Source organism: Kitasatospora sp. NPDC017646 (assembly GCF_044329365.1).
In the GTDB taxonomy this organism is placed as follows: Bacteria; Actinomycetota; Actinomycetes; order Streptomycetales; family Streptomycetaceae; genus Kitasatospora.
The window spans coordinates 59139-69820 of record NZ_JBIRJC010000034.1 but is presented as its reverse complement, the minus strand read 5'-3'; the positions used below and the strand labels follow the sequence as shown (position 1 = coordinate 69820).

The window sequence follows — 10682 nt, the reverse complement described above, 5'->3', positions numbered from 1 at the left end:
CCCCCCCCCCCCCCCCCCCCCCCCCCCCCCCCCCCCCCCCCCCCCCCCCCCCCCCCCCCCCCCCCCCCCCCCCCCCCCCCCCCCCCCCCCCCCCCACCCCCCCCCCCCCCCCCCCCCCCCCCCCCCCCCCCCCCCCCCCGGCCACCCACCCTCCCGAAAGCCCACCCCCCCCCAAACACCAACCCCCTCGTCAACGAGCCGCCCGCCGAGCCTCCCGAACCCGCCTCAGCCGATTCACCAACACCGGAGCGAAAGCCAACGCCTCCTCCCGGTCCAGCAACCCGTTCAGCACCTGGTAGTACCGAGTGGAGGAGAGCCCCAGCTCCTCCCGGATCGCCCGCTCCTTGGCCCCCGCCGTCCGCCACTGCCGCCCCTCCAGCGCCAGCACCGCCCGGTCCCGCTCACTCAGCTCACCCAGCTCGCCCACCGAAACCCACCTCCGCGCATCCCCCACGGACCTACGGAGTGTCATTCTCCCGCCGAACCCCGACACACTCTGCGCCCCGCACACCCACCCGCGCGGCAACTACGGTCGCCTTCATGACGAGCTTCGCCCTGAACATCCCCGCCGCCGACCTCACCCCCGAACCCCTCGACCCGTCACAGATCGTCTCCGGCACCCCCGAGGTGACCGGGAGGGTCCTCAGCGAGTCCCCCGACGGCCGCCAGCTGCGCGGCATCTGGCAGATCACCCCCGGCGTGGTCACCGACGTCGAGGCGGACGAGATGTTCGTGGTGCTGAGCGGCCGGGCCACCATCGAGATCGACGGCGGCCCGACCCTGACCGTCGGCCCCGGCGACTGCGCCGTCCTGCGCGAGGGCGACCGCACCACCTGGACCGTCCACGAGACCCTCCGCAAGGCCTACGCGATCACGCTTCCCTGACGGCGGAAGCCCCCGCTGAACCCAGGAGCCCCCGCCCGGGTCCTACTGCTTCCGGACCCGGGCGGCCTCCTTGACCGCCGCGTCCTGCAGCCCACCGAGCACCTGCTTCGGGTCCCCGGTCACCGCCTGCCCGATCCCCGCCTTGATCCGGTTGCTGACCTCGCCCCAGGCCGGGTCCCCGAACGGGTAGAAGCTCGCATTGGTCAGCCCGACCGCGAACTGCTTGAGGTCCGCGTGCTTGGGGTCCGAGGACATCTGGCCGAAGGCGTCCTGGGTGACCGGCAGCAGGTTGTACTGCTCGTCGAACTTCAGCTGGTAGTCCTTGGTGTAGACGAAGGACAGGAACTTCTTGATCTCGTTCTTGTGCCCGTTGGCCTTGAACGCCATCATCCAGTCCGCGACCCCGAGGCTCCCGGTCCGCCCGACGCCGTCCTTCTTCGGGATCGGCGCCGTCCCGAAGTCGATGTTCCCGGCGGACGCCATCCGCAGCAGCGTCGGGTGCCCGTTGAGCATCGCGACCTTCCCGGCCGCGAAGTCCTGGAACACCGGCGTGCGGTTCATCTTGCCGGGGTCCGGGTACGTCAGCCCGGTGTTCACCAGGTTGTTCTTCAGCCAGCTGAACGTCGCCTGGTTCTGGTCGCTGTCGATGGTGTAGTTGCCGACGTCGTCGGAGAGGCTCCCGCCACCGCTCAGCGTCCACAGCATCGACTCGGCCGGCGCCTCCTCGGGCCCCAGCGGGAGCCCGTACGGGGTCACCCCCGGCACCTTGGCCTTGATCTTCTCGGCCGCCGCGCGGAGCTCGTTCCAGGTGGTCGGCGGCTGGCTGATCCCCGCCTGCTTGAAGACCGCCTTGTTGTAGAAGAGGACGCGCGAGGACGACACGAACGGGATCCCGTACTGGGTGCCCAGCACCTGCCCGGCGTGCGAGAAGTTGTCCATGAACTTGGCCTGGGTGTCCATGGAGAGCACGTCGGCGGCCGGGTACAGCCGGTCCGCGGCGACCTGGTCCGCGAACCCGCCGGTCTGCAGCAGGTCCGGCGTCTTCCCGGCCGCGATCATGTCGTCGACCTTCCTGCCGATGTCGGTCCAGCTGTCCACCTCGACCTGGACCCTGATGCCGGGGTTGGCCGCCTCGAAGGCCTTGGAGACCTCGTCCCAGTAGTGCTTGGAGCTGGTCTCGGCGTTCTCCCCGTAGTCCGCGGCGACCAGTTTGAGCGTGACCGGCCCGCTGCCCTGCCCACTGCACGCGCTGACCGCGGTGAGCACCAGTGCTCCGGCCAACGCCGTTCCGAGCACACGGATGGAAACGTGGGCGCGCCTGTCCAACGCGGGTACCGCCTTCGGGGGAAATACGGCCGGACGAGGGAATCCGGCAGGGGGGAGCGCAAGACTGCCAAACCGCTCGTCCACTGGTCCACACCATTCGGTCCCACCCGCCGAGTAGTTACCGAAGTGCCCCGGTTCATTGCACGATGCGCAACAAAGGGTGAACGGGGCCCTCGCCCGGCCCCCGGCACAAAGCCCCGCACACCCCCCGCAGCCGAGACAAAGCTCACCCAGTATGGACCAGACCAATCCGACAACTGGACTAGACCTCTTCCACCCGACCAAGGGAAACTGTCCTCCGTGAAGCACGTCATCGCACTCGATGTAGGCGGCACCGGCATGAAGGCCGCGCTGCTCGCCCAGGACGGCTCCGTGCTGTTCGAAGCACGCCGACCGACCGGGCGGGAGCACGGCCCCGACGCCGTCGTCACCGCCATCCTCGACTTCGCCGCCGACCTGGCCGACGAGGGCCGCGCCCGCCTCGGCGCCGCCCCGGTGGCGGCCGGCGTGGCCGTCCCGGGCACGATCGACGAGAAGAACGGGATCGCGGTCTTCTCCGCCAACCTCGGCTGGCGCGACCTCCCGATGCGCAAGCTGCTCGGCGAGCGCCTGGCCGCCCCCGACGGCCCCGCGATGCCGGTGGCGCTCGGCCACGACGTGCGTTCGGGCGGTCTGGCCGAGGGCCGGCTCGGAGCCGGCCGGGGCGTCGACCGCTTCCTGTTCGTCGCCCTTGGCACCGGCATCGCCGGCGCCATCGGCATCGACGGCCGGATCGAGTCCGGCGCCCACGGCTACGGCGGCGAGATCGGCCACGTCGTGGTCCGCCCGGGCGGCCCGCGGTGCGGCTGCGGCGCCCGCGGCTGCCTGGAGACGCTGGCCTCGGCCTCCGCCGTCTCCCGCGCCTGGGCCGACGCCAGCGGCGACCCCGACGCCGACGCGGCCTCCTGCGCCGCCGCGGTGGACGCCGGGGACGACCGCGCCCGGGCGGTGTGGCAGAACGCGGTCGACGCCCTGGCGGACGGCATCGTGCTCGCCCAGAGCCTGCTCGACCCGTCCACGGTGATCGTCGGCGGCGGGCTCGCCGAGGCCGGCGACACGCTCTTCACCCCGCTGCGCACGGCGGTCCGGGAGCGGCTGACCTTCCAGATGCCCCCGGAGGTCGTACCCGCGATGCTGAAAGACACCGCGGCATCGCTGGGAGCAGGTCTCCTCGCCTGGGATCTGCTCTCCGCGACTCCTCCCCCTCCCGCATGAGGGGGCTCCCCGCCCGGCCTTCGCAGCCTCACGGCGGCCGAGCCCTGACCGCCGCCCACGGGCAGGTCACCAACAGCAGCGTCGCGACAGCGCTCGGCGCATTCGAAGATCCGGGACGTCCTTCCCGACAAATGGAGGTGACCGCGTGACCACCGCGGACCGTGACCGTACTGCCCTGGCCGGCGCCCGACTGGTCCTGCCCAGCGGCGTCGTCGAGGGCGACCGCCTCGCCGTCGAGGGATCCCGCATCGCAGGCTTCGGCGGGGAGAGCGAGCCGGGCGACCTCGACCTGACCGGCCACACCGTCGTCCCCGGCTTCGTGGACCTGCACGTCCACGGCGGCGGCGGCGCCTCCTACGCCTCCGGCATCGCCGAGGAGGCCCTGCTCGCCGCCCGCACCCACCTGGAGCACGGCACCACCACCACGATGGCCTCCACCGTCACCGGCGAGATCGACGAGGTCGCCCGCCAGGCCGCCGTGCTCTCCGAGCTGGTCGAGGACGGCATCCTGGCCGGCATCCACTTCGAGGGCCCGTTCATCTCCCACAGCCGCTGCGGCGCCCACCGCCCCGACCTGCTGCGCGACCCCGACCCGGCCTTGGTCCGCAAGCTCGTCGACGCCGCCCGCGGCCACGCCAGGATGGTCACCCTCGCCCCCGAACTCCCCGGCGGCCTCGACTCGGTACGCATGCTCGCCGACCTCGGCATCATCGCCGCCGTCGGCCACACCGACTCCGACTACACCACCACCCTCGAAGCCATCGACGCCGGCGCCACCGTCGCCACCCACCTCTTCAACGCCATGCCCGCCATCGCCCACCGCGCCCCCGGCCCGATCGTCGCCCTGCTGGAGGACGAGCGCGTCACCGTCGAGCTCATCAACGACGGCGTCCACCTCCACCCCTCCGTCCTCGACCTCGCCTACGGCACCGCCGGCCCCCGCCGCGTCGCCCTGATCACCGACGCCATGGGCGCCGCCGGCATGGGCGACGGCCTCTACCCCCTGGGCCCCCTCCAGGTCCGGGTCGAGGACGGTGTGGCCCGGCTGGTCGAGGGCGGCGCGATCGCCGGCTCCACCCTCACCCTGGACGTGGCCTTCAAACGCTCGGTCACCGTCAACGGCCTGACCCTCGGCCAGACCGTCGAGTCGCTCTGCGCCGCCCCGGCCCGCCTGCTCGGCCTCGCCGACTCGATCGGCTCGCTGGAGACCGGCAAGTTCGCCGACCTGGTCGTGGTCGACTCTTCGAGCTACGACCTGGTCGCCGTGATGCGCCACGGCCGCTGGGTCCTCGGCGGCGACAGGTTCCCCACCGTCAAGTCCGTCTGAGCGGATGCCGACGGCCGCCCTCCCCCGAAGGGGCGGGCGGCCGTTGACGTCTGCGGGACGGGTCTCAGCCGCTCGGCTCGACGGTGATCTGGTCGATCAGGATCGGCCCGGAGGGCACCGTGAAGCTGACCGAGTTCGCCCCGGCCTGGAACTGCGGGAGTATCCAGGTGGTGTACCAGGACGACGCCGGGTCCTTGCCGGGCGAGTAGTTCTTGTACGTCAGACCGTTCGGCCAGTCCTTGCCGTTGACCGACGCCGCGCCCTTCACGTCCGCCCCGGCGTTGTTGTAGTGCACGGTGAGCTTGTACGTCCCGGCCGTGGCGACCTGGCCGTTCCAGGTCACCGAACCGCCCTGCTGGAGCGTCAGGTAACTGCCGTCCGCGGACTTGGCGCCCTTGACGCTGTTGCCCGACGGCGCGTTCTGGCCCTGCAACTGGCCGGCGTCCTCGGTCGACGGCCCGTTGGTGGCGCCGGCACTCGCCGAGGGGGAGGCCGTCCCGCTGGCCGTGCTGCCCGCCGGGGTGGTGGGCGCCGGCGGCGCGGCGGTCGTGGTGGTGCCCTTGGCGCCCTTGTCGCCGTCCGGGTCCCCGGTGGAGAGCGCGATCCCGGCACCGATCGCGATCGCCGCGACCACGGCGACCGCGCCGATCACCGCACCCTTGCTCCGGCCGCTGCTCGGCCGCTCGTCCCCCGGCTGCGGCCGGGAGTGCTCGGCGTAGCGGGACTGCTGGGTGGTCCCGCCGTACTCGCCCTGCTGAGGCGGAACGCCCGGCTGCCCGTACGGGCCCTGCGGCGGCACCCCCGGCTGGCCGTACGGCGGCTGCGCCATGCCCGGCTGGCCGTACGACGGCTGGGCGCGCGGCGGGCCGTACTGCGCCCGCCCGACCTCCATCGGTCGGCTGTACGGCGTCCGGGGAACTCCCTGCTGCGGCTCGGCCGGCTGTCCGGTGGAGCCGTCGGCCGGGCGGTAGAGGTAGCCGAACGGGTCGTCGTCCTGTGGGGCACCGCCCCCCTGGCCCTCGGGCACTCCGTTGTCGCCGGCGGTCGTCACGGTGGTCTGTTCCCCCATCCGGTGCGCGCCGCCGCGCTGCGGGCGGCGCAGATCATGGACGCTGTCGTACCGCGCACCCTACCTGCCGTACCTGACAGCGGGAAAAGAGCCCTTGACAACCCGTGGGTAACCTGCGCGTCCCCGAGTGGTCGGCACCCGACCGATCCGCCACCGCCCGGCGGCCGCCGTCAGCCCGCGCGCCGGTGCGAGCGCTCGCCCCGCGCGCCCCGCACCGCGCCGCCCCGGGCCCGCTTCTCGTCGTACATCCGCTCGTCCGCGGTGTGCAGCACCTCCTCGATGCTCATCCCGCAGCCGGCCCAGCCGATCCCGAGGCTCACCCCGACCCGCATCGCCCGTCCGTCGATCCGCATCGGCGGGATGATCGCGTTGCGCAGCCGGTGGGCCAGGTCCTTGGCCTCCTCGCGGCCGATCCCGTCGGCCAGCACCACGAACTCGTCGCCGCCGAGCCGGGCCACCGTGTCGCCGTCCCGGACCGCACCGCTCAGCCGCCGGGCGACCTCGACCAGCACCGAGTCGCCCGCGTTGTGCCCGAACCGGTCGTTGATCGACTTGAAGCCGTCCAGGTCGCAGAAGAGCACGGCGAGCCCCTTGTCCACCGGCGCCGCCGGCCCAGAGCGGAACGGCGCGGACCAGGCCTCGCCGCCCGGGCCGTACTCGGCCGGGACCACGGCGTGCACGTGCTCCCCGTAGCCCGCTCCGAGTCCGGGCGGCGGGCCGCCCTCGACCGACCCGTAGCCGTGCACCGGCCCGGTGTACGGGTCGCCGCCCTCCAGCCCCTCGTGCGCCGTGTGCGCGCTGTACGAGTCGGCCGGGTAGCCGTAGGGCTGGGGGAACCCCGCCTCACCGGACTTGGCGGCGGCGCCGACCGGCTGGGGCTCGGCGCAGAGCCGACGGGCCAGCCGGGCCTTGAGCTCGGCGCCGTTGGGCAGGCCGGTGAGCGCGTCGTGGCTGGCCCGGTGGGCGAGCTGGAGTTCGTGGCGCTTGCGGTCCTCGATGTCCTCGACGTGGGTGAGCAGGAAGCTGGGGCCCTCGGCGGCGTCCGCCACGATCGAGTTGCGCAGGCAGACCCACTGGTAGCCGCCGTCCCGCCGGGACAGCCGCAGCTCAGCCCGGCCGCTCTCGGCGCTGGTGCGTTCCAACAGGGCGCGGTCCTCGGGGTGGACCAGGTCGGCGAAGCTCTGCTGGCGAAGCACCGCGCGGGGGCGGCCGAGCAGTCGACACAGCGCGTCGTTGACCCTGGTCAGCTGGCCGCGTCCGGCGCCGTGCAGTTCGGTGATGGCCATCCCGCTCGGCGCGTACTCGAAGGCCTGCCGGAAGCTCTCCTCGCTGGCCCGCAGCGCCTGCTGCTCCTTCTCCAGCCGGGCCAGCGCCCGCTGCATCTCGGCCCGCAGCCGGGCGTTGCCGATCGCGATGGAGGCCTGGAGCGAGAACATCTCCAGCGCCTCGCGGGTCCACGCCCCGGGCCGCTTGCCGCTGCGCGGGCGGTCCACCGAGAGGACGCCGAGCAGGTCGCCGCCGGCGCTGTACATCGGGGCGAGCAGTCCGTCGGCGGGGTGCCAGTCGTTGGCGTAGACGGGCAGTGGGCCGTCCCCGATCCAGCGCGGGATGTCGCTGGCGACGGCCCAGCCGCGGTCGTACGGGAGGAAGCGCAGGGTGCCCCAGTGGTCGCTGACGCCGAGCAGCCGGTCCCAGGACTCGCGTGAGCCGACCTGGCCGAGCAGCACCGAGGGCCCGCCCATCGGGCTCTCCTCCAGCTCCCAGACGGCCGCCACCACGAGGTCGCCGTCCGGCCGGACCAGGCTGACCGCGGCGGCGTCGAAGCCGAGTCCGTGCACCGCGCCCTCGACGACGGCCTGCAGCGTGCCCGCCAGGCTGCGGGCAGCGTTGAGGTCCGCCACGACCCGGTGCAAGGTGCGGAGGGTCGCGAGACGGACGTACGGCTCCGACTCGGCTTCCATGCGGGGGCTCCCCGGCTGCTTCGGATAGTTCTTGATTGGTTATCGTCCGATTGCCAGAAGAACTGAATCACAGGGAGCACAGCGTTCGGCACGCTCGGTCAGCAATAGGCCGCCACTTGTGACTTAAATCACACGAGACTAATGCACCCTTAATCAGTTCATCCGCCCCATAGCGGGACATAAAGCGCTATCGGAACATTTCTCGTGGTCGACCGCACGGACCGCGCGCTGAAGCCCACTGCGCCCGCCGGTCCCCCTGCTTCACTCGTGGGGGTGAGTGCGGTCCGACCGGACCGGTCGCGCGGCCGGTGGTCCTACGACCACGGTCCGATGCCGTTTCCGGCGAGCGACGACTACCGTGCGGTACGTGCATCCGTCCCCGCAGCCCGAAGCTGCTCCCCACGCCACGCCCGACGAGTTCCGGGCAGCACTCTCCCAGCTCGCCGCCGGCGTGAGCCTGGTGACCGTCCACGACGAGGAGGACGGCGAGGACGTCGGCATGACCGCCACCTCCTTCCTCTCGGTGTCGCTGGACCCGCCGCTGGTGCTGATCTCGGTCCGCGAGGACTCCCGGATGGACGAGGTGCTCTCCCGGAACGACACCTGGGCGGTCTCGGTGCTCGCCGAGGGGCAGAAGACGCTCGGCTCCCGCTTCGCCATGAGGGGCCGGCTCAGCGACCGGCTGCTGTTCGCGGACACCCCGCACCACCGCGGCGCGCACACCGGCGCCCCGCTGATCGAGGGCGCGCTGGCCACCGTCGAGTGCCGCACCGAACAGCGGATACCCGCGGGCGACCACATCCTGCTGGTGGGCCGCGTCCTGGAGGCCGCCGTCCCCACCCCCGGCGGGCAACCGCTGCTCTACTTCCGCGGCGGCTACCGCGCCCTGGGCTGAACCGGGCACCGCCGGACCGGGCAGCGCCGAACCGGACAGCGCCGAACCGGCGGGCCGGGCTACTCGCCGCGCGGCGACCGCCGCCCCTGCTTCAGCTCCGAGCGGTGCCGCTTGTCGGTCAGCCGCCGCTCGACCATCCCCCGGCTCGGCCGGGTCGCCCGCCGGGCCTTCGGCGGCGGCGCGCACGCCTCGCCCAGCACCGCCGCCAGCCGGGCCCCGGCCGCCTCCCGGTTGCGCCACTGCGAGCGGAACTCCGAGGCCTGGATCACCAGCACCCGGCCGTCCACCAGCCGGTGGGCCAGCCGCTCCAGGGCGCGCGTGCGCCACACCTCGGGCAGCGCCTTCGAGGCGGCCACGTCGTAGCGCAGCTCGACCTTGGAGTCGGAGGTGTTGACGTGCTGGCCGCCGGGGCCGGAGGATCGCGAGAAGCGCCAGACGAGCTCGGCGTCGGGGACGACCACCGACCCCCGTACGCGGATGGGCTCGGACATGGGCCCATCATCCCGCGCGCGCCCCGCCCGGTCACCCGGTTATCCGTGATCCGCCCGCCCGCCTCCGGGCACCCGGGGCGGGCCCCGGTTATCCACCCGCGCACCGAGCCCCGACAATGGCGTACGTGATCGAGCTCGGCTACTCCCTGTCCAACCGCTTCCCCGACCCCCCGCAGACCGACTACCGCACCGCCCCCGTGCGCTCGCTGCGGTACGACCTCTTCTGCGGCGACGTCTACCTGGACGCCGAGGGCGCCGAGCTCTCCACCCGCTGGGGCTGGGTACCGGTGCTGGACTTCGCCTGGGCGCTGTGCGACATCGTCGAGCAGCTCGACCGCGACCCGGACGGCTCCCGGGCCGCCCGGGTGCAGACCGCCGACCTCGACTTCACCCAGAACACCGAGCTGCTGCGCTTCGCCCGCCGCTTCAACTGGGTCGAGATCACCGCGACCTGGCTGCGGGACGAGCCGGCCGCCGTGGTGCGGCACAGCGAGCTGCGGCGCGAGGCCCGGGACTTCCTCCAGGACACCCTCGCCGACCTGTTCGACATGCACCCGGACCTGGCCGACAACCCGAACATCTGGACGCTGCAGGGCCGCTTCCCCCGGGTCTGACGCCCGGAACCGGTCGGCCCGACCACCACTTTGCCCGTTCTTTGCCCGGGTTTGACACCTCACGAAGAATTCACGGGATCCACGGAACCAAGCCGTCGGAGTATTGCGTTGTCCCGGGAAAAGCGAACGAAGGGACTGCAATCGCCATGCCAGTGAGCCTCTCCAAGGGTGGCAACGTCTCGCTGACCAAGGAGGCCCCCGGCCTGTCCGCGGTCAGCATCGGCCTGGGCTGGGACGTCCGCACCACGACCGGCGCCGAATTCGACCTGGACGCCAGCGCGATCGTCCTGAACGCGGACGGCAAGGTGCTGTCCAACGCGCACTTCGTGTTCTTCAACAACACCAGCACCCCGGACAACACCGTCGTGCACACCGGCGACAACCGGACCGGCGAGGGCGTGGGCGACGACGAGTCGATCAACGTCAACCTGTCCGGACTGCCCGCCGAGGCCGCGAAGATCACCTTCCCGGTCACCATCTACGACGGCGTCACCCGCGGCCAGAACTTCGGCCAGGTCCGCAACGCCTACATCCGCGTGGTGAACGCGGCCGGCGGTGCCGAGATCGCCCGCTACGACCTCTCCGAGGACGCCGCCACCGAGACGGCGATGATCTTCGGCGAGCTCTACCGCAACAACGGCGAGTGGAAGTTCCGCGCCGTCGGCCAGGGCTACGCCTCCGGCCTGGCGGGCATCGCCCAGGACTTCGGCGTCCAGATCTGACGCCGCACAGCCGGGAAACGCCCCGGGGGGGGGGGGGGGGGGGGGGCCCCGGGCCCCGCCCCCCGCCCCCCCCCCCCCCGCCGCGCCCCCCGCCCCCCCCCCCCCGCCCCCGGCCCCCCGGCCGGGCCGGCGACGGCG

At 72.9% G+C, this 10682-nt stretch carries 11 protein-coding genes; 6 read left to right on the top strand and 5 right to left on the bottom strand.

Annotation, left to right across the window (positions count from 1 at the left end):
* Positions 1-190: 190 nt before the first annotated feature.
* Positions 191-418 (bottom strand): DUF3263 domain-containing protein, encoded by a 228-nt coding sequence (locus ACH4J0_RS33675; protein ID WP_396244790.1) that lies wholly within the window; start codon positions 416-418, stop codon positions 191-193.
* 122 nt (positions 419-540) lie between these two features.
* Between ACH4J0_RS33675 and ACH4J0_RS33670 the strand changes: the two genes are divergently transcribed.
* Entirely contained in the window at positions 541-885 is a 345-nt protein-coding gene (locus ACH4J0_RS33670) for a cupin domain-containing protein (protein WP_396244782.1), read from the top strand.
* 42 nt (positions 886-927) lie between these two features.
* Here ACH4J0_RS33670 and ACH4J0_RS33665 read toward each other — a convergent pair whose 3' ends face one another.
* Positions 928-2166: an extracellular solute-binding protein gene (locus ACH4J0_RS33665; RefSeq protein WP_396244780.1), complete on the bottom strand. Its 1239-nt coding sequence runs from the start codon at positions 2164-2166 to the stop codon at positions 928-930.
* Positions 2167-2511: 345 nt separating this feature from the next.
* Here ACH4J0_RS33665 and ACH4J0_RS33660 point away from each other — a divergent pair, with 345 nt between their 5' ends.
* Both ACH4J0_RS33660 and nagA read left to right on the top strand, forming a co-directional pair.
* The gene (locus tag ACH4J0_RS33660) at positions 2512-3465 is read left to right on the top strand and encodes an ROK family protein (protein ID WP_396244779.1); all 954 of its coding nucleotides are present in this window, start codon (positions 2512-2514) and stop codon (positions 3463-3465) included.
* A gap of 145 nt (positions 3466-3610) precedes the next feature.
* A complete protein-coding gene (gene nagA / locus ACH4J0_RS33655; protein ID WP_396244778.1) occupies positions 3611-4792 on the top strand; it encodes an N-acetylglucosamine-6-phosphate deacetylase in 1182 nt (393 codons plus the stop codon).
* 64 nt (positions 4793-4856) lie between these two features.
* Here the strand turns inward: nagA and ACH4J0_RS33650 are convergent, their stop codons facing one another.
* Both ACH4J0_RS33650 and ACH4J0_RS33645 read right to left on the bottom strand, forming a co-directional pair.
* On the bottom strand, positions 4857-5843 hold the full coding sequence (locus ACH4J0_RS33650) for a hypothetical protein (RefSeq protein WP_396244776.1): 987 nt from the start codon (positions 5841-5843) through the stop codon (positions 4857-4859).
* A gap of 188 nt (positions 5844-6031) precedes the next feature.
* On the bottom strand, positions 6032-7822 hold the full coding sequence (locus tag ACH4J0_RS33645; protein WP_396244775.1) for a diguanylate cyclase domain-containing protein: 1791 nt from the start codon (positions 7820-7822) through the stop codon (positions 6032-6034).
* A 367-nt stretch (positions 7823-8189) separates the two neighbouring features.
* On the opposite strand from ACH4J0_RS33645, the gene ACH4J0_RS33640 reads away from it, so the two are divergent.
* Positions 8190-8717 carry a flavin reductase family protein gene (locus tag ACH4J0_RS33640; RefSeq protein ID WP_396244773.1) on the top strand — a complete coding sequence of 176 codons (528 nt, stop codon included), beginning with the start codon at positions 8190-8192 and terminating at the stop codon, positions 8715-8717.
* 59 nt (positions 8718-8776) lie between these two features.
* Here ACH4J0_RS33640 and arfB read toward each other — a convergent pair whose 3' ends face one another.
* A complete protein-coding gene (arfB, locus tag ACH4J0_RS33635; RefSeq protein WP_396244772.1) occupies positions 8777-9208 on the bottom strand; it encodes an alternative ribosome rescue aminoacyl-tRNA hydrolase ArfB in 432 nt (143 codons plus the stop codon).
* A gap of 116 nt (positions 9209-9324) precedes the next feature.
* Between arfB and ACH4J0_RS33630 the strand changes: the two genes are divergently transcribed.
* Both ACH4J0_RS33630 and ACH4J0_RS33625 read left to right on the top strand, forming a co-directional pair.
* On the top strand, positions 9325-9822 hold the full coding sequence (locus tag ACH4J0_RS33630) for a hypothetical protein (RefSeq protein ID WP_396244771.1): 498 nt from the start codon (positions 9325-9327) through the stop codon (positions 9820-9822).
* A 146-nt stretch (positions 9823-9968) separates the two neighbouring features.
* Positions 9969-10544 carry a TerD family protein gene (locus ACH4J0_RS33625; RefSeq protein WP_396244770.1) on the top strand — a complete coding sequence of 192 codons (576 nt, stop codon included), beginning with the start codon at positions 9969-9971 and terminating at the stop codon, positions 10542-10544.
* Positions 10545-10682 lie beyond the last annotated feature (138 nt).

Excerpts from the sequence above, each read along its gene's own strand:
- ACH4J0_RS33670 (WP_396244782.1), top strand. The coding sequence starts at position 541 with ATGACGAGCTTCGCCCTGAACATCCCCGCCGCCGACCTCACCCCCGAA.
- ACH4J0_RS33645 (WP_396244775.1), bottom strand. The coding sequence starts at position 7,822 with ATGGAAGCCGAGTCGGAGCCGTACGTCCGTCTCGCGACCCTCCGCACC.
- arfB (WP_396244772.1), bottom strand. The coding sequence starts at position 9,208 with ATGTCCGAGCCCATCCGCGTACGGGGGTCGGTGGTCGTCCCCGACGCC.
- ACH4J0_RS33630 (WP_396244771.1), top strand. The coding sequence starts at position 9,325 with ATGGCGTACGTGATCGAGCTCGGCTACTCCCTGTCCAACCGCTTCCCC.
- ACH4J0_RS33625 (WP_396244770.1), top strand. The coding sequence starts at position 9,969 with ATGCCAGTGAGCCTCTCCAAGGGTGGCAACGTCTCGCTGACCAAGGAG.